This window comes from Planctomyces sp. SH-PL62 (assembly GCF_001610895.1).
Classification (GTDB): Bacteria; Planctomycetota; Planctomycetia; order Isosphaerales; family Isosphaeraceae; genus Paludisphaera.
Window position 1 is genome coordinate 3,997,531 of sequence record NZ_CP011273.1, and the last position, 20,959, is coordinate 4,018,489.

The window sequence follows — 20,959 nt, forward strand, 5'->3', positions numbered from 1 at the left end:
GGACGCGCGGCGACGGGATTGCGGCAAAGGGCGTGCCGCCCCATGATGGGAGCCTCCTACGAGCCATCGAGACCCAGACGACCGGGACGTTTCCGATGCTGCAACGTCGATTGCGCCTGCTCCAGGCGGTGAGCCTCAACATGTCGATGATGGTGGGCGTGGGGCCCTTCATCACCATCCCGGCCATCATCGCCACCATGGGCGGGCCGCAGGCGATGCTCGGCTGGATCCTCGGCGCGCTGGTTGCGCTGGCCGACGGCTTCGTCTGGTGCGAGCTGGCCTCGGCCTTCCCCGGCTCGGGCGGGACGTATCATTTCTTCGACGCGGCGTACGGCGACTCGCGGGCGGGTCGGTCGCTCAAATTCCTGTTCGTCTGGCAGTTCTTGTTCAGCGGCCCGCTGGAGGTCGCCACCGGCGCGATCGGCCTGGCGCAGTACACCGGGTTCTTCTTCCCCGTGTTGCAGCAGACGGCCTGGAACTGGGGGACGATCGTCCCCGGCGTCGATTCGCCGGTGCCGTGGTTCAACCTCCTCGGCGTCGGCGTGATGGGCCTGGTGACCTTCCTGGCCTATCGCCGCATCGAGATGGCCGGTCGGCTCATGGTCGTGCTCTGGGTCGGCATGCTGTTCACGGTGGGATGGGTGATCGCCGCCGGGTTGTCGCAGTTCGACGCTGGGCTCGCGTTCACCTTCCCCGAGCACGCCTGGGACCTGACCGCCGCCAACTCGACCGGCCTCGGCATGGCCTTGGCCATCGCCATGTACGACTTCCTGGGTTACTACCAGATCTGCTATCTGGGGGACGAGGTCGAGGACCCGTCGCGGACGATCCCCCGGGCGATCCTGATCTCGGTGCTGGCCATCGGGGCGATTTACCTCACGATGAACGTGTGCATCCTGGGCGTCCTGCCCTGGCAAGAGGCCATGAAGTCCAAGCACGTGGCCAGCGACATGATGCAGCGGGTCATGGGCCCCCGCGCCGCGAGCCTGCTGACGCTCATGATCATCTGGACGGCGCTGGCCTCGACGTTCGCCGCGTTGCTCGGCTACAGTCGAGTGCCGTACGCGTCCGCCAAGGCGGGCCATTTCCCGAGGTTCTTCGCGGCGACGCACCCGAAACACGAATTCCCCCACCGCTCGTTGATGCTGATCGGCGGCCTGGGGATGCTCGCCTGCCTGGCCGACCTGGGGACGGTGATCGCCGCGCTGCTCACTTCGCGGATCCTGATCCAGTTCGTCGGCCAGATCGCGACGGTCTTCTGGATCCGACGGCGTCCCGAAGTCATGGCCCGACTCCGGTTCCGAATGCCGCTGTTCCCGTTGCCGGCCTTGGCGGCCCTCGTGGGCTGGTTGTTCGTCTTCGGGACTTCGAAGTGGCACATCATCGGGTACGGGCTAGGTTCGCTGGGCCTGGGCGTCGTCGCCTTCCTCATTTGGGACCGGCTCCATCCGGGCCGGGGGAACGGTCCCGAGACGGACACGCCTCCCGTCCAGAGTTGAAAAGCGGGAATTGACGAGAGCTTATGAAGATCGATCCTATCCCTTCCCACACGCCTCCCCGGGCCGGGCCTCCTTCGAAGTTGGCAGCGGGCGTCGCACGACTCGCCGCGTTCTGGGCGACGCCCGGCGTCGGCCGAGCCGGTCTCTGCAGCCCTCTGGTGGGCGTGGTCGCGGGCCTGGGGGCGGTGTTCTTCCTCAAGTCGCTCCAGTTCATGTACGCGTACGTCCTGGGCGGGCTGATGCATTTCACGATGCCGCCGACGCTCGAAGGGGAGACGGGGGCGATCTCGTATCCCTGGCCGTGGTGGATGACCGTGCTGGTCCCGACGGTCGGCGGCCTGATCTCGGGATGGCTCGTGTTCGCTTTCGCGCCGGAGGCGGAGGGACACGGGACCGACGCCATGATCCGGGCCTTCCACCGGGGGGGCGGGATGATCCGGACGCGAGTCCCGTTCATCAAGACGTTCGCCTCGATCATCACGATCGGCACCGGAGGCTCGGCGGGGCAGGAAGGGCCGATCGCGCAGATCGGATCGGGCTTCGGGTCGTACCTCGCGCGGTTGCTGCGGCTGCCGGCGGACGAGCGGCGGATCTTGATGCTGGCGGGGGCGGCCGGGGGCGTCGGCGCGATCTTCCGGGCCCCGCTGGGCGGGGCCCTCTTCGCTGGGGAGGTCCTGTACTCCTCGACGGCCTTCGAATCGGCCGCGTTGCTCCCCTGCCTGGCGAGCGCGATCGTGGCTTATTCGACGTTCGCGCTGTTCGTCACGCCGATGCCGGTCTTCAGCATGCCGCCGCTGAGCTTCCAGGGGCTGCGCGACCTGCCGCTCTACATCGGCCTAACCTTGCTCTGCGCGGCGGTCGGCTGGCTCTACACCAGGGTCTTCTACGGCATGCGAGACCGCGTGTTCAAGCCGATGCCGATCCCTCGCATGTTCAAGCCCGCGGTGGGGGGGGCGATGCTGGGCCTTTTGGCGTTGGCCTTTCCCCAGGTCATGGCGGGGGGCTACGGCTGGGTCCAGTGGGGAGCCATCGGCGAGCCGGCGCACCTCCTCGGCCCGGGGGAATCGGCGTTCGTCCCGAACATGTCGATGGGTTTGCTCTTCGGCGTGGCTCTCCTGAAGATCGTGGCGACGGGCTTCACGATCAGCTCGGGAGGGAGCGGCGGCGTGTTCGGGCCGTCGATGCTCATCGGCGGCATGCTGGGCGGGGGGTACGCGCAGCTCGTGCACTCCCTGGGGATCGGCCAGGCCGTTGAGCCCTCGGCGTTCGTGCTGGTCGGGATGGGTGGCTTCTTCGCCGGGGTGTCCAAGACCCCCCTGACGTCGATCGTGATGGTGAGCGAGATGACCGGCTCGTACAGCCTTCTGGTCCCCTTGATGCTGGCCTGCGCCTTGAACATGGCGCTGTCCCGGCGCTGGACGCTCTACGAGGAACAGGTCGCCACGCCGATCGACAGCCCGGCGCACCAGGGCGACTTCGTGATCGACGTGCTCTCGCAACTCAGGGTCGGCGAGGCGGGCGTGCGCAGCCAGGGGATCGAGGTCATCCCCGCGGCCCTGAGCTTCGATCGGCTGCTGCAGAAAGTCGCGAGATCGTCCGAGAGCCTATTCCCGGTCGTCGACGGGGGGGGGGCGCTCACCGGGGTCTTCACCCTGCGCGACCTGCGACTGGCCCTGCTGGGCTCCGACTCCTGGGGCCGCCTGGTCGTCGCCGACGATCTCGCGACCCGACCCGTCTCGACCGTGACGGTGGACGACGACCTGCACACGGCGCTTCGTCGGATGACCGAGCTGAACATCGACGAGATCCCCGTGGTCGACCCGGAGGACCCCGCCCGGCTGATCGGCCTCCTGAGCCGTCGCTCGCTGACGACCGCCTATACGTCGTTGATCAAGTCGCTCCGAGGCGATTCGACGGCGGCCGACGTCCGGAGTTAGCCGTCGAGCCGATCGGCTCGTTCGAGGCCGACTTGCGTCGTCGGCCTCAGGGCGGTAGGATTTGAGATTCAATATCCTGGGACGGCCACGACCCGGGACGGCCACGCAGTTGGAGTTGATCGAATGTCGATGGACAAGAGTCTCAAGAAGGCGAGCGGACTGACCCGTCAGCGGGGCGTCCTGACGCGGCCGGAGCGTCTGGCCCTCCTCCAGGAAGACGAGAAGTGGACGCCGGCCGCCGGGGTCTACAACCTCCCCAAGACCAAGTCGCGCAAGCTGGCTCCCGGTCAGACGGGTCCCAAGCGTCCCGGGGTCAAGTAAGCGACCGCCGCCCCCAGCTCTCCCCGGCGTCAGGCGATCCCCGGCCTCCTGGTCGGGGATTTCGCTTTGACGACGCCCTAATTCCCTCGTTACATCCCACCGAGGTTCGCGCCCCCGATGACCATGCCCGTCATCCTCACGGTGTATTGCGCACTCATCGTCGGCGTCAGCTTACTGGGGGGATTGACGCCGCTGGCGCTGGTGCTCACGCACACCCGCCTTCAAGTCTATCTGAGCTTCTCCGCGGGCACCATGCTCGGCGCGGCGTTCTTCCACATGCTCCCCGAAGCGGTGGAGATGGGCGGGCCGGGCATGATGCAATGGGTCGCCGCGGGCCTGCTCGCGCTCTTTTTCCTGGAACGGTTTTTCTCGTTCCATCAGCACGAGTCGAGCGAGCTCGAATCGCCCGAGCACGACCACGGGCATGGCCACGCCCACGGCCATGGTCACGACCACACTCATGGTCACGGCCACGGACGTGACAGGACCGTCGGCCGTTCTCTTTCCTGGGGGACGGCGGCGTTTGGGCTGGCGGTGCATTCGCTGGTCGGAGGCGTCGCCCTGGCCAGCGCGGTTGTGGCCGACTACAAAGGGTTGGGGAATGTCGGGGGAATGGCCTGGGGAGTCTTCCTCGCGACGATTCTGCACAAGCCGGCAGACGCGATGACCGTCGTCTCCCTGATGATCCGCGCCGGAGTGGCGGTCCGACCGGCCCATCTCGTGAACCTGGGGTTCGCGCTCATGATCCCCCTGGGAGCGGCCCTTTTCTTCCTGGGCGTCGATCGATTGGCGCCAGAGCATGCGGAATCGCTGACCGCGATGGCGCTCGCGTTTTCCGCAGGCACGTTCCTTTGCATCTCCCTGAGCGACCTGCTTCCCGAGCTTCAGTTCCACTCTCATGACCGCATGAAGCTCTCGCTGGCCCTTCTGGCCGGCTTTCTGCTCATGGCCGCGACATCCACCTTCGAGGTCCTCGAAGCCGTGCATTGAGGCCCCGGTCGAGACGCGATCTTTCAAGACGGCCCGCACCTCCGCCGATCCCATGTGGGCGGAAGCCTTGAATTTTCGTCCTCGACGCGAGCGTGGTCCATGACGACTCCTGCTAAACGGCCGGTGTGCGGATACGGGGTTTCCGCATTCTTGCTCGCCTCCCTGGCCTCGGCCGTGCTAAGCGGTTGCGCCGGCCGGGAAGGACCGCGCCGAGGCTGGCCGGGCCGTCCCCAGGCGGCCGAGGGGACGACGATCGGACGCGACCTGAGGCTCATGCCTCGTGGGACCGTGGCCCCGGCGACCTCGCTGGGCGTGGACATGGTGGACGTTCCGGCGCATCCGAATCGTCCTCCGTCGGAAGTCCAGGGATCTCGCGATGGGAACGTGGCTCCGGTCTCGCTTCCCCCAACCAATCCCCGATGATTAAGGGGGGTTCATGATTTCGGCCATTGCGAAATCTTGGGAAGTCGCGAGCTGATCTAGGTTTGCATCGATCGCACCGAGGCCGCGCTGGATAATCGCTACAGTCGTCATCTTTGGGAGCCGATCCAGGTTACTGCACATTGTTGGAACTCCTGCTTCCAGGAAGAAAAATGCGCAGTCTCCGAGGAGGCCATGAGGACGATGCAGTACCGTCGCGCGTCACGGATGTCGATTTGGATGGTGGCGGGACTGGCCTCCGTCGCCTTTTCCGTGCCGGTGGGCTTGTGGGCCCAGGACGCTCCGGTTCCGGAAGCCGTCGACGTGGACGAGGGTGTACCGTCCCCGATCTTGCCGACCACGCCGTCGCCTGCCGATCCGGCGGTCGTCGGTGGGCCTTTGTCGCGCGAGGCGGCGCTCGAGGAGCGGGTCCGGCAGCTCGAATCGATGGTGGAACGGCTGTCCAACCAGATGCAGCCGGTCGGCGCCCCCGCCGATTCGGGGGCTGGACTGATCCCGCCTTCGGGCGTCAGCGAGGCGAGCGGTACGGCGGCTCCCGACACGGGCGTACCGGCGACCGTCGAGGCGCCCTCCAGCGCCGGCGGCGTCTCGGCTCCGGGACAATCGCTCCCGCCCAACCCGGCCCCCTCGTCGCGCTTCAACATCCCGGCCACGCTCGAAAGCAAGAAGGTCAACGCCAAGTTCGGACCCGGCTTCGAGTTACGAACCGACGACGACGAGTACATCCTCCAGTTCCACAACTTGACGCAGTTCGAGTATCGGGGCTATCAGGAGTCGGGCCACCTGACCGAACGCGACAGCTTCCTGCTCCCCCGGCAATGGTGGATGTTCAGCGGCCGGATCACCAAGCCGATCGGATATTTCGTCTCGTTCGCCCACGGTTTCGACTCGATCAACACGCTCGACGTGTTCCTGGACTACGACATCGACCCCCGGCTCCGCATCCGCGGCGGACGGATGAAGACGCCGTTCACCTATGAGTTCCTCGTCGACCCGATCCAGGGCCTGATCCAGCCCGAGCGCTCGGTCTTCTTCAACAACTTCGGACAGAACCGCGACCTTGGCGTGATGGCGTTCGGCCGCGTCTTCAACAAGACGCTCGACTACGCCGCGGGCATTTACAACGGTTCCCGAAACGGCTTCGTCGCCAACACCGACTCCAAGTTCGTCAGCGCGTTCCTCAACTGGAAGCCGTTCGTCAACGACGAGGGCTCGGCGCTGGAGAACTTCAACGTCGGCGGCTCGGTGTTCGGCGGCACGAACGATAACCCGCCGCTCCCCCAGACGCTGCGGACGATCGTCCCGACGGCGGGCAATTCGGTCGCCGGCGTCCCGTTCCTCGGGTTCAACTCCAACGTCCGGGAAGTCGGCCCGATGACCTTCTGGGACCTGCACGTGGCCTGGTTCTATCGCCAACTCGCGATCATCGGCGAGTGGGGCGGCGGCTTCCAGGACTACGCCCTGACGAACCAGCTGAGATACCGCACCCACCTCCCGATCGATTCGTTCTACGTCCAGGGGGGCTACATGCTCACCGGCGAGACCCGGAGCGGGCTCGGCGTGGTCAAGCCGCTGCGGCCGTTCAACCTGAAGGCAGGACAATTCGGCCTGGGCGCCCTGGAACTCACCGGTCGATACCAGCAGATGGATATCGGCCAGGAGGTCTTCACGCACGGGCTGTCGGATCCGAACCTCTGGACTCGCAACCTGTTCCTCACCGACGTGGGCTTCAACTGGCACATCAACCAGTACCTGAAGTTCATGTTCAACTGGGAGCACGCCGAGTTCGGCCAGCCGGTCTTCTCGAACGTCGGCCAGTTGAGCAAGACCAACGACCTCTTCCTCGCCCGCATCCAGCTCTACTTCTAAGCGACGGGATGGGCCGGCCCTGGGCTTCCGCTTGCCAGGGCCGGTCGGCTCGGTCTACGCTGTCTTGAGGAGATCCCAGACGACGTATCGGGGAGGCGCACCGTGGACGTTCGATCGACGAGTTGGCGGGGCAGGTTCGGGGCCGTCGCCGTCTTCCTGGCGGCGACCGTCGGGGGCGCGGCGGGTCGAGCCACGGAAGAGGCGGCGCCGGTGAACCTCGGGCCTCTGAAGGGCCTCAACGGCGCGACCCTCGACCCCACTCCGGGGCCGGGGGGGGCGACGGTCCTGGTGTTCTACTCGACGGAATGCCCGATCGCCAACGCCGTCAATCCGACTCTCAAGACGCTTCACGACGCCTTCCCGCCCCCCCGCGTCAAGTGGATCGGCGTCTGCGTCGATCCGGACGCGAGCGAGGCCGAACTCGCGGAACATGCGACGGAGTACGACCTCAAACTCGCGATCGCCGTCGACCGGAGCGGTCGACTGGCGCGCCGACTCGGCGCGACGATCACGCCGGAGGCCTTCGTCATCGACGACGCGGGGCGCGTTCGCTACCACGGACGGATCGACGACCAGTTCGCCGGACGGGGCGTCCGTAAGGCCAACCCCGGCGAGGGAGACCTCAAACCGGCGCTCGCCGCGGTCCTGGCCGGACAGGAGGTCAAGACGCCGTACGTCAAGCCGATCGGCTGCCCCCTCCCGGAGCCGCCCGCACCCCCGACCTACTCCAGGGACGTCGCGCCGGTCCTCCAGAACAATTGCCGCGAATGCCATCGGAAGGGCCAGCTCGGCCCGTTCGCGCTCGATACGTATGAGCAGGCCCGGAAGCGAGCCGGAGACCTCGCGATGGTCGTCGAGGATCGGTCGATGCCCCCCTGGAAGGCCGCGCGGGGCGTGGGGCCCGGTTTCCAGCACGATCGCTCGTTGTCGTCGGCGGAGATCGAGACCCTCGTCGCCTGGGCCGAAGCGGGCGCGCCGGAAGGGGACCCGAAGGATCTCCCCGGGGCGAAGGTCTTCCCCGACGACTGGAGCCTGGAAGGAGGGCCGGACCTGGTCCTCGACATCGGGACGGATTTCGCGATCCCGGCCTCGGGCGAGGACATTTATCGCTGCTTCGTCCTTTCGACCGACCTTCCGGAAGACGTCTACATCGCCGGGATCGAGTACCGGCCCGGAAATCCTCGGGTGGTCCACCACATCCTCGGCTACGTCGACTCCTCGGGCGAGGCGCGGAAGAAAGACCAGGCCGAGGACGGGCCGGGCTACACCTGCTTTTCCGGCCCGGAGGTCGAGGTTCAGGGCGACCTCGGAGGCTGGGCCCCCGGGGCCGCGCCCAGCGTCCTCCCCGACGGCGTCGGCCGCTCGCTCCCGAGGAGGGCCGACGTGATCGTCCAGGTCCACTATCACCCAAACGGCAAGCCGGAAGTCGATCGCACGCGGATCGGCCTGAAGTTCGCCCGCAAGCCCGTGAAGCAGACGCTCCACTGGAACGGGGCGTTCAGCTACGGGCTGGACCTCCCGCCGGGAGAATCGAACATCGAAGCCCGCGCCGAGTGGACCGTCCCCGTCGACCTCGAGGCCCACGCGGTGGCACCCCACATGCACCTGCTGGGCAAGGACATGAGCATGTCCGTGACCTTTCCCGACGGCCGCAGTCTCGACCTGATCCGGATCGACGACTGGGACTTCAAATGGCAGGCCCAGTATTACTTCGAGGAGCCGATCGACATCCCCAAGGGCTCGATCGTCCGCGTCCTGGCGCATTTCGACAACTCGTCGTCCAATCCCCGCAACCCGAATCGCGACGCCTTGAAGCGCGTGAAGTGGGGCGAGGCGACCACCGACGAGATGTGCATCGGCTTCATCGCCGTCACAAGGAAGGGCCAGGACCTGACACGGCCCGGCGAGCGAGACGACCTGCACGACATCTTCGTGAAGCAGCGTGAAGTCGAGAGGCGGCGGAAGTAGGAGTTAGGCCGAGGCCCCGACGATGCGAGGGTCGTCGGGGCCTCGGGGCGCGTCGGACGGTCAATTCATCGCGGGCTGGAGGGGGCCGGCGAGTTCCTCGTGGTAGAACAGGCGGCCGGGAAGGGTCGGCATGAAGGAGCTGGGGATCCAGGGGTCCGGGCCGTAGCGGAGGGTCATCCAGAGGCTGGCGCCCTGCCACTGCATCCCGCGCCCGAAGATTCCATCCGCCCCGCCGATGATCCGGTCGGCCTGGAGGAACAGGCCGGGGCCGATCGTGTTGGCGAAGGCCGGGACCAGCGTCGTCCGGCTCTTGAAGCTCGTGATGGCGTTCTGCTCGATGGTGAGCGGGTGCAGCCGCGCGCCGATCCGGTGGGTCGCGGCCTTCCAGTCCTCGACCGTCGCGTAGTCGGCGGCGAAGTGGGGCTCCCAGAACGCGATGTGGCAGACGCGTCCGATCCCGAAGACGACGTTCAGCTCCGCCCCCTTCGCCTTGAGCTCGCCGATCCGGTCGGCGTAATGCGGCAGGCGGTCGGGCGTGGCGAACCAGCGCTGGGAGGCCGGGACGGTCAAGTCGCCCAGGGGGCCGTAGAATGCGGCCTCCATCGCCCTCTGAAAGGCGCCGGGATGGTCGGCCGGAAGCGTCGTCCCATCCTTATCGCTCCATTCGTCCATGTTGAAGCCGAAGACGTGATCGCAGGAAACGTTCCACTCCTTGAGGAAGTAGACGGCCCAGCGATACATGCCCATCGGCCCCACGGGCAGGATGAAGGCGGAAGGCTTGCCGAGATCGCGAGCCTCCTTGATCGTCGTGGCGATCTCGTGGCCCATCACGACGTCGAAATCGGCCACGTCGGCGCAGGGCTGGAGCTGGAAGCGGGGATTCCACCAGGGTTGGCGTTCGGCGATCGCCGCGGCGGGATGGGCGCAGCAGGCGTCGATCTTCGCGAGGTCCCAGCCGGCGGGGAGGAACCCCTCCATCATCGAGCCGGCGTACGTCGTCAGCAGGTTCATGAGTCTCAGTCGCCTCGGTAGGGATGGATTGCGTCGGACGGCGTCGGTCGTCCGGCCGCGGGGGAGTTTTTGGTCTCAGTCGACCAGGATCACAACCTTGCCCGCCAGGGAGCCTTGGCCCCCCAGCGTGTTTGCTTCGAGGAATCGGTGGGCGTCGGCGGCGTCTTGAAGAGGGAAGGCGCGGCCCACCAGGGGCTTGAGCCGGCCCTCCTCAATCCACCGGATCATGTCGGTCGTGCAGGCCCGCTGCTCGGCCGATGAGGCGTTGAACATGGCGAAGCCGAGGAGAGAGCAGTCCCGGGGATAGAACAATCCGAGGGGGAGGGGGGCCTGGCCGCCCGCCCCGCCATGAGGATCATCCGCCCGCGTTTGCGGAGCAGGGGGACGTTCGTCTCTAGGTCGGGCTCGCGCTGGGTCTCGTACCAGACGTCGACGCCCTCGGGGGCGAACTCGCGGAGTCGTGCGGGGATGTCGTCGGTCTTGTAGTTCAGGACGAGGTGGGCGCCCAACTGTCTGCAGACGTCGACGCGCTCCGGGCTGCCGGCGCACGTCGCGACCCGCGCCCCGGCCGCCTTGGCCATCTGGACGACCATGGACCCCACACCCCCCGCGCCGCCGGGGACGTACACCGTCTCGCCTTCCTGGAGCCTGGCCCGATGGAAGAGGCCCAGGTGGGCCGTGATCCCCACCATCGCCATCGCCGCGGCGTCGGCGTCGGGGAGCAGGGCCGGGGTGGGGTTGAGCCACTCCTCGTCGATCACGGCGAACTCGGCGGCGACCCCCGGACGGCCCAGGAGTCCCTGATTCGAGCCCCACACGCGGTCGCCGACCTGGAAGTTCGCCGCACCCGCGCCGGGCTTCTCCACCACGCCCGCGAAGTCGCTGCCGATCACCTGGGGGAACGCCATCGGCATCGACACCAGGCCCGAGCGGAGGTAGAGGTCGAACGGATTGACCGCGACGGCGCGGATGCGGACCAGGACCTGGCCGGGGCCGGGTTCGGGAATCGGCAGATCGCCCACCCGGATCACGTCGGGCGAACCCGTCTCTTCGATGAATGCAGCGCGCATGAGCCGTCGTCCTCGATCCACACCGCGAACCTGCCGCCGTGCAAAACCCTCATCATACAGGTCGGCTCGGCCCGGTTGAATCCCTCGCCCGACCCGGCCGCCGCGACGTCGGCATGTCTTGCGGACCGCCGCCTTCGTGACGCATGATGACGGGGCGGCTTTCCCATCGGGCTTCCATGATTCCTTCCCGGATCCGTCGCCATGAGCACGCCCCCAGCGAACCCCGAGGTCCCGGGCGCCGCCCCAGCCTCCGGAAACGCCCCCGCACCGCCGCCGGCCGTCGCCGCGCCGGTTCCGCCGGACGTCAAGCTCCGCGGTCGCGACCATTTCGACGGCCTGAAGGAGGAACTCGCCGGGGAGGAAGCGATCGACCGTCGGCTGGGTGAGATCGAGATGCTGGGGGAGGAGGCCGCGATCGGGTGGAAGCCGACGGCCCACCCGCCGGTCGCCCCCGAGGTCCGCTTCCTGCACGTCTCGCGGACGATTCATCAGCTCGTCACCGATCGCAACCGTTCGGTGGGAATCTTCCTGGCCGTGGCCTCGATCCTGGTCGCGGCGGCCACCGGCCTCCTGAACGTCAAGGCGGAGGTCGCCCCCATCATCCCGCTGCGGACGATCCAGTACTGGTGCCTCCCCGCGACGTTCCTGACCCTGGCGGTCCTGGCCGTCTTCATCAGCTTCCTGCTGATCCGCGCGCGGATCGGCCTGATCTACGAGGTCGCCAAGCTCAATGTGCTGATGGGACTGCCGTCGAAGCGCGTGGAGCGGGTCAATCCGCTCTCGATTTTCTATATCATGCACCTGCTGGTCGTCGTGCTCGGGGGCGCGTCCGCCGGGCTCGCCGCGGCGATGCTCGCCTACGGTTGGGCCGTCGCCGTCGATGTCGACGTGCCGGCCGGTTCGCCCGAGTCGCTGAATCCCGGAGAGGGGGGCGCGGAGGTCGCGCTGCCGCTGGGGATCGGGATCGGCCTGGGGCTGTTTTACGTCGTCGGCCTGCTGGGCCTTTACTACTTGACGATACTCCGGAACACGACCGACGCGAAGCTCGACGCGGCCCGATCGTGAACGGCGCGACCCTCCGAAGGATCATCCCAGACTCATGTTGAATCGTCCGCGCATCTGCGTCTTCTGCGGCTCGTCGTTCGGCAATTCCCCGGCCTTCCGCGAGAACGCGGTGCGGGTCGGCGAGGCTCTCGCGCGCAGGAAGATCGGTCTCGTCTACGGCGGCGGCCGGGTCGGCCTGATGGGCGTGACGGCCGACGCCGCGCTGGCGAACGGAGGCGAGGTGATCGGCGTCATCCCGGAGGTCCTCTCGTCCGCCGAGATCGCGCATTCCGGTCTCACCGAGCTGCACGTCGTCGCCGGCATGCACGAGCGCAAGGCGCTCATGGCGATGGAGTCCGATGCGTTCCTCACCATGCCCGGCGGCATCGGCACCTATGAGGAATTCTTCGAGATCCTGAGCTGGGGCGGCCTGGGCATCCACCGCAAGCCCATCGGCCTGCTCAACGTCGAGGGCTACTTCGATCCGCTCCTTGCGCTCCTCGAATTCGGGGCCGACTCCGGGTTCGTCCGCCGCCGGTTCCTCGACCCGCTCCTGGTCTCCGAAAACGCCGAGAACCTCGTCGCCGACCTGCTCTCCTACACGCCTCCCACCGTCTCAGCCCCCAAGCTGTCGATCGACGAGGCCTGAATCGTCTGAGCGCGCCTTGACGAGCGGCTCTCGACGCTCGAAAATTTAGACGTTGATCTAAATATCTCGTCTGGTTGCGTCGAATAGACGGTTGGATGAACGATGAATGAGGTCTTCAAGGCGCTGTCCGACCCGACGCGGAGGCGGATCCTGCAGCTTCTCGGCCGCGGCGAGCTGACGGCCGGCGAGTTGTCGACGCACTTCGATATGTCGAAGCCTTCCATGTCGCACCATTTCTCGGTGCTCAAGGAGGCCGACCTGGTCTCCAGCCGTCGCGAGGGCCAGCAGATCTATTACGCGCTCAACACGACGGTCCTCCAGGACGTGATGTCCCGGATCTGGGACCTGTTCGGCGGGCCGTCGGAGAAGGGGGGCGGGACGTGACGCGGGTGTACTGGATCGTGGCGATCGTGCTCGGGGCTTTCGCCTGGGGGCTCTCGGCGTGGTACTTCCCGAGCCTGCCTGAGTCGATCCCGACGCACTGGAACATCCACGGCGAGGTGGACGGCCACGGCGGGCGGGCGACGATCTTCCTCATGCCGGCCTTCGCGACCGGGCTACTCGTCCTGTTCGCCATGCTGCCCACGCTTTCGCCGAAGAAGTTCGAGGTCGATTCGTTCCGGTCGACCTACCTGTTCCTCATGGTGGTGACGGTGAGCCTGCTCACGTATCTCCAGATCGTCATCCTCCTGGCGACGTTCCAGGAGATCGGCGGTGGGCCGCGTTGGCTGAACATCGGCCGCGCCCTGGTGGGGGGGATGCTCGTCTTCTTCGGCCTGATGGGGAACGTGATGGGGAAGGTGCGGAAGAATTTCTACATCGGCATCCGGGTCCCCTGGACGCTCGCCAGCGATCGGGTGTGGAACGATACGCACCGGCTGGCGGCCTGGCTGATGGTCGCCGGCTCGGTGGCGGGGCTGGGCGTGGTGGCGAGCGGCGCCCCGTTGGCCATCTCCTTCGGGGTGCTGCTCGCCTCGGTCCTGGCGCCGGTCGTCTATTCGTTCTTCCGCTACAAGACCCTGGAGCGCCGGGGGGCGCTCTGAGCCGGGGTCATTCGCCGGCGTCGATCCAACGGGCGATGTCCGCCGCCGAGACGGCTCCGTCGTCGATGCGAAGCTCGCCCGGCGCCCCGGCGCGGTCATAGGCGGCTTTCGGCCAGTTCCTGGCGAAGTTCGCCCCAGGGCGGACGACCCGAAGCGACGCCGGGGCCGACAGGGCAGCGGCGCCGCGGAGCCCGCCGAACTGCTGGACGCCGGGAAGGTCGATCGCGGCGGGGGCGGGGCCGCGCGCGTCCTCGTCGTCCCCGCCGTCGAGATCGAAGGCCGATCGTGCGAGGTTTCCGAGTCGCGGCCTCGCCAGAAGCGCCTGACGGCCGGCGAGTCCGCTGGCGAACAGCGAAAGCTCGCGGATCTCGGGCTGCGAGCCCGCCCAGCTCACGACCGTCGCGAGGTCCTGCATCTGATCCGCGGCGACCGTCGGGTTGTAAGTCGGGCCGTGGACGACGTCAGGGCGATGCGCCTCCGGTCGGTCCGGGTCGATCGACTCGCCGACGAACAGGGGATCGAAGCCGACGACGGCCTGCCCTCGGTCGAGGAGCGCCCGGGCGAGTTCCGAAAGCTCGCCGTTCGGCGCGACGAGTCCCGCCTTGCCTCGGTCGTCGGCGATCACGGTCGTCCGGCCGTTCGCCCGCGCCGGGGTGATGCGGACGACGGGGATCGCGTCCCCCTCGCCGCGCCGGCCGATCTGGGAGTGGATGATCGAGAGCCCCTCGCGGCTCGCCTGGCGGATCACGCGAGCGGTGATCGCCTCGGGGGCCGGGAGTTCCAGGCCGATGCGGACCTTGTGGATCGTCGCCAGGTAGCGCCGGGAGGCGTCCCAATCGGCCTGCGCGTTCGTCGGAGCGAGGGATTCGAGCCCGTCTCCGATCAACCGGATCAGGTCGTCCTCAATCTGAGCGGGGGTCCTGGCGTCGGCGGGGGCGGGGTGCTCGGCGTCGAAGGCCAGGAGGGTCTCGGCCGTTTCGGCCGTCTGGTCCCCTTCACGGGTGGCGTCGGAGTCTTGCAGGCCCAGGAGCCACCGTCCCATGAAGGCGTAGACCGTGTTGCGGCTGGTTTGGTTGTAGTTGTGGGGGAAGTCGTGGACGACCGCCTCGAGGCGGTCGGGCGAGCCGATCAGCGAGTAGACGCCTCGGATCGCCGGGAAGGCGCGGGTCATGGTGTTCGCCGTCCAGTCGCCGGACGCGCCGACCAGGATCATCGGGCGGGGCGCGAACAGGGCCGCGAACTCGACGTTGTCGGTGCCGATCCGGAGTCCCGCGGCGTTCTCGCAGACGCAGCCCCCCTGGAAGCCGTCCGAAACCATCACGACGGGTGCCGAAACCTTGATGCGTTCGTCGAGCGCCGAGAGGATGAACGTCTGGGTCCCGCCGCCCGACTCTCCGGTGCAGCCGATCCGCGCCGGGTCCACGTCCGGGAGGGACGCGATCCAGTCCAGCGCCCGGATGCTGTTCCAGGTCTGAAGGGTGAACAGGCTCAGGCCCCAGCGCCGGAGTCGCTCGTTCAGGAACTCGTGGCCGAACGGCTTGGAGTCGTTGTAGCCGACCATGTCGTACATGAAGACGACGGCGCCGAGCTTGGCCCATCGGATGCAGCGGTGCTGGACGTCGTCCCGCATCCGGCCGTCTTCCCAGTGGCCGTGGGGGCAGAGGATCGCCGGGAGCTTGCCCGAGGCCGCGTCGCGCTTCGGCCGGTAGAGGTTGCCGCTGAGGGTGAATCCGGGGAAGGTCTCCAGGACGACCTTCTCGATCGTGTAGCCGTCGCGTTCGAGGAGCCCGTACACCTTCGGGTTCAGCGGGGTCTTCGGCGGCAGGGGGCGGAGGCCCAGCGCGACCCACATCTGGTCTCGAAGCTCGGCCGCGCGGTCGCGCCAGGCCTCGGCGTTCGGCGGGGCGTGGAAGTCGGCGCCTTCGCGATTCGTCCGGACCTGACCCCGACGGCGGTCCGGGCTTGGCGCGGTGGAATCGACCGCGCCACGCGCCACGTCCAGCAGCCGTCCGGGATCACCGGCCGGGTCGGGATCGAGGACCAGGAGGGTCGGGACGGGGGCCGGCGGGGGCGTCTCGTCGGGCTTGGCCTTCCCGTTCGCCTCGGGAGCGGGCGGGGCCGTCCCCGCCACGGTGAGTTTCACGATCCCGCCGGGCGAGCCGGCGACCGGGCCCAGGTCGAGCCATCGCGGCGTCGCGTCGCCGGGGGCGGCTTCGGAACTCAGGGAGATCACGTCCCCCTCGCGCGTCGCGGTCCAGATCTGGCTCGCGGGGGCCCAGACCCGGAGCGTCCGCGTCTCGCCCTGCGCAAGCGGGACGCCCTGGGCCAGCTTCGGGAGGTCGGCGGCCGTATAGATCATCGCGGCGGACTTCGGCGGCTCGGCGGCGAGCAGGGGGAGGGGTAAGGTGATCGCCGGCGCGATCAGGGCTTGCCACGCGAGCACGAGGGCGAGACGCTTCATGGGGACGACTCCGCGCCAGGGATGCCGGCGGGCCGTCCAAACAACGCCCGCGCAAGCCCCCATCGTAGCGGCCTCGTCGGCCGACTCAAGCCATTGCACGACGAAGGCGTCGCTTCAGGCGATCGGTTCCAGCCCCATGACCTTGACCGACTTCACGAGATCCTCGACGCCGATCGGCGTCCTGGCGGGAAACCGGCAGTAGGTCGGATGGGGCTCGGTGCCGTCGATGATGAGCTGGCGGTGGTTGGCCTGGCGGAAGCCCTCGTCGCAGGGCTGGTGGCCGGTGACGAAGAGGTCGGCGTCGACCATCGCGGCGAAGCGGTCCACGGTCTCGTCGGACTCGTCGCGGCCCCAGGTCATCGCGTAGACCGTCCCCCGTCGCTTCATGGCTTCCGGGGGCCAAACGTCCGCGTCCAGGATGGACAGGTCGAGGCCGTCGAGCCAGTCGCCGTCGGGGATGGTGTGGCAGATGAACACGCGATTGGGCGTGCGTACGGCGATCGGCATCGCTGCGAAGAATTTCAGGTAGCCGCCGTACATCGCCTCGGCCGCATCCCCGTAGGATCGCTCGATCCCTTCGCGGAACCGCTCGTTGAGCGTGCGTCCGTCCTTGCCGATGACGCGGCCGGTCAGCTCGGAAAGCTCGTGATTGCCCAGGATCACGTGGACGCGATCGGGATACTGGCACTTGAGCGCGCAGACCACGTCGACCAGGCGGTGCGACAGGTCGGGGCGGTCGTCCTGGTTCTTGTTGATCTCGTGGACGAGTTCCTGAAGGACGAGATGCCGCCCCGGGTTCTGGTCGAGGGCCGCCTCGGCCAGGACCCATTTGAACGCGCGGAGATTGCCGTGCAGGTCGCCGACGACCATGACCTCATCGGCGAACGCGCGCACCACCGAGCCGACCCGGCCGGGGGTGCGTCGGGAGAGGTCGGCAGCCTTCTGGACGACGGCGAGGACCTTCTTGGGATCGGGCATGGTTCAGCCGCCGCGAGGACGTCGTTGCGAGGAATTCACCATTCCGACTCTACCGCGAACTCCCAGTGCTGGAAGAGGGTCTCCAGCTTCTGCTTGAGTTCGGCGTGGTGGTCCTGGACGCGGACCGCCTTGGCCGGGTCTCGCCAGGTCGCCGGCTGGCCGAGCTGATCTTCCACCTCGGCGATTTCGGCCTCGAGCGCGGCGATGTCGTTCTCCAGGTCGACGGCCGGGCGGTGGGCGAACTTCTTCTTGTTGACCTTGTTGCTCCGCTCGGGAGCCCGCGTCGGGGCGGGAGGCGCGGGGGCGACCGCGCGGGCCTTGGCCCGCTCGGCCTCCTCCTTGTCCTTGTGCATCACGAGCTGGTAGGTCTCGTAGTCGCCCTCGATGACGCGGACCTTGCCGTCGGCGACCACGAGGATGCGGTCGGCCACCTTGTTGAGGAAGTAGCGGTCGTGGCTGACGACGAGGACGGTCCCCTCGAATTCGCGGATCGAGCGTTCGAGCGACTCGCACGACCAGATGTCGAGGTGGTTCGTCGGCTCATCCATGACGAGGAGGTTGGCGCCGGTGGCGCAGAGCCGGGCGAGCGCGGCCTTGGCCTTCTCGCCGCCGGAGAGCTTGCCGACCTTGCGGAAGGCCTGGTCGCCGGTGAGGCCGAATCGGGCGAGGAGCGAACGAATGTCCCCCTCGACCCATTCGGCGTCGTCCTCGGGCCAGACGGCGCGGACGACCGTGGTGTCGTAATCGAGCGACTGCAAGCCCTGGTCGTGGTAGCCGACCTGGACGCGGTGCCCGAGCTTGACCTCGCCCGAATCGGGCTGCTCGCGGCCGATGAGGGTCTTGATGAGCGTCGTCTTGCCGGCGCCGTTGGGGCCGAGGACGCCGATGCACTGGCCGCGCTGGACGCTGAAGTTCAGGTCCTTGAACAGCGGCTTGTCGAAGGCCTTGGCGAGCCGCCGGGCCTCGATGACGATGTCGCCGGAGCGGTCGACTTCCTCGAAGCCCATGACGGGGCCGACAATCTCGCGGAAAGTCTCGACCTTCTCCGTCTGGAGCCGTTCGAGCTTGCGCTCGCGATCGTGGGCCTGCTTCGCACGCTGCCCCGCGCCGTACTTGCGGATGTAGGCCTCGAGTTTCTCGGTCTTCTCCTCAAACCGCTCGGACTGGCGTTCCAGGACCTTGGCGCGCTCGGTCCGGAGCCGCCAGTACTGGGAGTAGTTTCCGGGATAGGACTCCATGGAGCCCTCGTTCAGCTCCCAAATCTTGGTCACGACCTTGTCGAGGAAGTAGCGGTCGTGGCTGACGACGATCATGGCGACGGGCTGGCGGGAGAGGTAGTTCTCCAGCCACTCGGTCGTCTCGATGTCGAGGTGGTTCGAGGGCTCGTCCAGGAGCATCAGGTCGGGGCTCTCCAGCAGCAGCTTGGCGAGCATGAGCCGCGATTGCTGGCCGCCGGAGAACGTGGAGGCGTCGCGCTGGAAGTCGATCTCGGCGAATCCCAGGCCGGACAGGATCTCCTCGACCCGGTAATCGACGTCGTAGGCGTCCTGGTGGATGATCTGCTCGTGGATCTGGTCGTAGCGGCGGGCGGCGCGCTCGCGGTCGGCGGCGTCGTCGGCCTCGGCCATCTCCTGCGCCGCCTCTTCCAGCTCACGCTGGAGGTCCAGCAGCGAGCCCAGGCCGGACCGCGCGACGTCCATCAAGGTCTGCCCGTGGGGGAAGTCGGGCTGCTGGCGGAGCAGGCTGACGCGGACGCCGGATCGGACGTGGAGCTGGCCGTATTCGGGCTGCTCGGTGCGGTCCAGCAGCTTCATCAGCGTGGTCTTGCCCGCCCCGTTGGGCCCCACCAGGCCGATGCGTTCCCCCGCCCGGACCTCGAAGTCGAGGTCGGTGAAGACCGGGTCGCCGGCGTACTGTCGTCCCAGGCCCTGGGCGGAGATCAAGATCATGGGCGTTCGATCGCGTGGGGGGAAGGCCGCGCGGCCTCGAGGGAGGGCGTCGGCGGGCCGTCGCCTCGGGGGCGTCGGGATGGTCGCCGCCGATGACGTTTCGGCTCCGCGACAGGTACCGATCATAACGCGTCGGGCCCGCCCCTGACCAGCCGGAATGCCAGGCGGCGCGGGGCGAGGGGGGGCTCCCCCTGGCGGAAGCCGCCGGGTCGGATTACGATGACGAGCGATGGACGGGGACGGCCCCGGGGTCGGCATCGAGCCCCCGCCGGCGCCCCGTCGCCGGTGCGATCGAGGCGCGATCGGCCGCCCCGTCCGGATAGCCGCCCCGCTCGCGCGGACGCCCCCCATCGATTCCGACGACCCGCCATGACCAACCCCAGCCCAGTCCGCCCCGAGTGGACGACGACCATCGACCCCATCCTCCAGAAGGAGCTGGAGCGGTACGTCCTGGTGACGAACTGGGAATCGCTCCTGTCGATGGTCGACACGGTCTACAACTGGGGACGGCGATCGAGCCTCTGGCCGCTCGGCTTCGGCCTGGCCTGCTGCGCGATCGAGATGATCTGCACGGCCTCCAGCCGCTTCGACATCGCGCGGTTCGGGGCCGAGGTCTTCCGGGGTTCGCCCCGCCAGGCCGACCTGATGATCATCTCGGGGACCGTCACCAAGACGATGATGCCCCTGATCGCCCGACTCTACGACCAGATGCCCGAGCCCAAGTACGTGATGGCGATGGGGGCCTGCGCGTCGGGCGGCGGGCCGTTCAAGGAGGGGTACAACGTCGTCTCCGGCGTCGACAAGCACCTTCCCGTCGACGTCTATGTGCCGGGGTGCCCGCCGACCCCCCAGGCCCTCCTCAACGGCCTGATCACGCTACAGCGGAAGATCGACGGCGAGACGATCGTCCAGGCCCCCTGGTATCGGGGCGACGTGGAGCGCGACGTCCCCATCCCCGCCCTCGGCCCCGACCTCATCGACCTGCGCACGGTCGTGCTTTCCGCCGAACGGACCGCCCAGGGACTGATCGAGAAGCGGGAGGAAGCTCTCGAGAAGCCCCGGCTGATCCCCGCCCCGCGCGCCGAAGGCGACGCCGAGCCGGCCCCGTCGGACGCCACCGACGCCCCGACCGCCCGGCCCGTCAAGAAGGCGAAACAGGCCGTCGCCCGTCCCAGCCTCGTCTGGCTCGGCGACCTCGGGCTCGCCGACCTGGCTGATCGTCTGAACGCCGAATTCGGCGCGGGGACGGCCTCGATCATCCGGGCCGGGCTCCTGATCCCGGCGGAGAAGCTTGTCGACGCGGCACGATTCCTCCGCGACCGCAACGAGATCCGCTACGACTATCTCGCCAGCCTTCAGAGCGTCCATTACGAGGACTGCATCGAGGTCAACTACCACCTCGACAGCACGACCCGGCCCGGATCGATGATCCTCCTCCGGGTCCGCGTCGCCGAGGCCGAAGGTGAAGGCGAACTCCCCTCGCTCTACCACGTCTACCGGGGCGCGGATTTCCAGGAGCGCGAGGTCTACGACATGATGGGCGTCCGGTTCACCGGACACCCCGAGCTGACGCGCATTCTGATGTGGGAAGGGTTCGCCTACCACCCGCTCCGCAAGGATTACCTGGAGCCTTACTACGAGGCCCCCGGCAAGGTCTTCCCCAGCCGCATCGACGAGGGGTTCGGGCGGCACCGCCGCGCCGAGGAGCTCAACCCCCACGGCACGAACC

Annotated in this window: 16 protein-coding genes and 1 pseudogene; 11 read left to right on the plus strand and 6 right to left on the minus strand. The window is 68.0% G+C overall.

Annotated elements, in window-relative coordinates; translation table 11 throughout:
• Window positions 1-95 precede the first annotated feature (95 nt).
• The 6 genes from VT85_RS15525 (at window position 96) to VT85_RS15550 (ending at window position 9,025) form a co-directional block, all read left to right on the plus strand.
• Window positions 96-1,499, plus strand: a complete 1,404-nt coding sequence (locus tag VT85_RS15525; RefSeq protein WP_068417018.1) for an APC family permease — start codon at window positions 96-98, stop codon at window positions 1,497-1,499.
• 23 nt (window positions 1,500-1,522) lie between these two features.
• Window positions 1,523-3,436 carry a chloride channel protein gene (locus tag VT85_RS15530; protein ID WP_082858631.1) on the plus strand — a complete coding sequence of 638 codons (1,914 nt, stop codon included), beginning with the start codon at window positions 1,523-1,525 and terminating at the stop codon, window positions 3,434-3,436.
• Between the two features lie 123 nt (window positions 3,437-3,559).
• Window positions 3,560-3,757, plus strand: coding sequence for a small basic protein (locus VT85_RS15535; RefSeq protein WP_068417021.1), 198 nt, complete (start codon window positions 3,560-3,562; stop codon window positions 3,755-3,757).
• Window positions 3,758-3,874: 117 nt separating this feature from the next.
• A complete protein-coding gene (locus VT85_RS15540) occupies window positions 3,875-4,747 on the plus strand; it encodes a ZIP family metal transporter (protein ID WP_068417024.1) in 873 nt (290 codons plus the stop codon).
• A gap of 660 nt (window positions 4,748-5,407) precedes the next feature.
• Window positions 5,408-7,057 (plus strand): OprO/OprP family phosphate-selective porin, encoded by a 1,650-nt coding sequence (locus VT85_RS15545; protein ID WP_197490772.1) that lies wholly within the window; start codon window positions 5,408-5,410, stop codon window positions 7,055-7,057.
• A gap of 102 nt (window positions 7,058-7,159) precedes the next feature.
• The gene (locus VT85_RS15550) at window positions 7,160-9,025 is read left to right on the plus strand and encodes a redoxin domain-containing protein (RefSeq protein WP_068417030.1); all 1,866 of its coding nucleotides are present in this window, start codon (window positions 7,160-7,162) and stop codon (window positions 9,023-9,025) included.
• Between the two features lie 60 nt (window positions 9,026-9,085).
• On the opposite strand, the gene VT85_RS15555 is transcribed toward VT85_RS15550, so the two are convergent.
• The 3 genes from VT85_RS15555 to VT85_RS15560 all read right to left on the minus strand — a co-directional run bounded on the left by VT85_RS15555 (window position 9,086) and on the right by VT85_RS15560 (window position 11,106).
• Complete coding sequence (locus tag VT85_RS15555; protein ID WP_068417033.1) at window positions 9,086-10,036, minus strand: 6-phosphogluconolactonase; 951 nt, start codon at window positions 10,034-10,036, stop codon at window positions 9,086-9,088.
• 75 nt (window positions 10,037-10,111) lie between these two features.
• On the minus strand, window positions 10,112-10,264 hold the full coding sequence (locus tag VT85_RS29265) for a zinc-binding dehydrogenase (protein ID WP_231871390.1): 153 nt from the start codon (window positions 10,262-10,264) through the stop codon (window positions 10,112-10,114).
• Complete coding sequence (locus tag VT85_RS15560) at window positions 10,261-11,106, minus strand: NADPH:quinone reductase (protein ID WP_231871391.1); 846 nt, start codon at window positions 11,104-11,106, stop codon at window positions 10,261-10,263. Before VT85_RS15560 ends, VT85_RS29265 begins: the two co-directional genes overlap by 4 nt.
• A 201-nt stretch (window positions 11,107-11,307) precedes the next feature.
• Here VT85_RS15560 and VT85_RS15565 point away from each other — a divergent pair, with 201 nt between their 5' ends.
• The 4 genes from VT85_RS15565 to VT85_RS15580 all read left to right on the plus strand — a co-directional run bounded on the left by VT85_RS15565 (window position 11,308) and on the right by VT85_RS15580 (window position 13,842).
• Window positions 11,308-12,171: a hypothetical protein gene (locus VT85_RS15565; RefSeq protein ID WP_068417037.1), complete on the plus strand. Its 864-nt coding sequence runs from the start codon at window positions 11,308-11,310 to the stop codon at window positions 12,169-12,171.
• A 34-nt stretch (window positions 12,172-12,205) separates the two neighbouring features.
• On the plus strand, window positions 12,206-12,799 hold the full coding sequence (locus tag VT85_RS15570) for a TIGR00730 family Rossman fold protein (protein WP_068417040.1): 594 nt from the start codon (window positions 12,206-12,208) through the stop codon (window positions 12,797-12,799).
• Window positions 12,800-12,901: 102 nt separating this feature from the next.
• Complete coding sequence (locus tag VT85_RS15575; protein WP_068417042.1) at window positions 12,902-13,183, plus strand: autorepressor SdpR family transcription factor; 282 nt, start codon at window positions 12,902-12,904, stop codon at window positions 13,181-13,183.
• The gene (locus tag VT85_RS15580; RefSeq protein WP_068417045.1) at window positions 13,180-13,842 is read left to right on the plus strand and encodes an SdpI family protein; all 663 of its coding nucleotides are present in this window, start codon (window positions 13,180-13,182) and stop codon (window positions 13,840-13,842) included. The genes VT85_RS15575 and VT85_RS15580 overlap by 4 nt, the downstream gene beginning before the upstream one ends.
• Window positions 13,843-13,849: 7 nt before the next feature.
• On the opposite strand, the gene VT85_RS15585 is transcribed toward VT85_RS15580, so the two are convergent.
• From VT85_RS15585 to VT85_RS15595, 3 genes are all read right to left on the minus strand, one after another.
• Window positions 13,850-16,303 (minus strand): acetylxylan esterase, encoded by a 2,454-nt coding sequence (locus tag VT85_RS15585; protein ID WP_068417048.1) that lies wholly within the window; start codon window positions 16,301-16,303, stop codon window positions 13,850-13,852.
• Between the two features lie 114 nt (window positions 16,304-16,417).
• Window positions 16,418-17,281 (minus strand): metallophosphoesterase, encoded by an 864-nt coding sequence (locus VT85_RS15590; RefSeq protein ID WP_068417051.1) that lies wholly within the window; start codon window positions 17,279-17,281, stop codon window positions 16,418-16,420.
• 35 nt (window positions 17,282-17,316) lie between these two features.
• Window positions 17,317-19,230, minus strand: a complete 1,914-nt coding sequence (locus VT85_RS15595; protein ID WP_068417054.1) for an ABC-F family ATP-binding cassette domain-containing protein — start codon at window positions 19,228-19,230, stop codon at window positions 17,317-17,319.
• A gap of 369 nt (window positions 19,231-19,599) precedes the next feature.
• Between VT85_RS15595 and nuoB the strand changes: the two are divergent.
• Window positions 19,600-20,841, plus strand: a pseudogene (gene nuoB, locus VT85_RS30035) (NADH-quinone oxidoreductase subunit NuoB); the annotation flags it as partial.
• Window positions 20,842-20,959 lie beyond the last annotated feature (118 nt).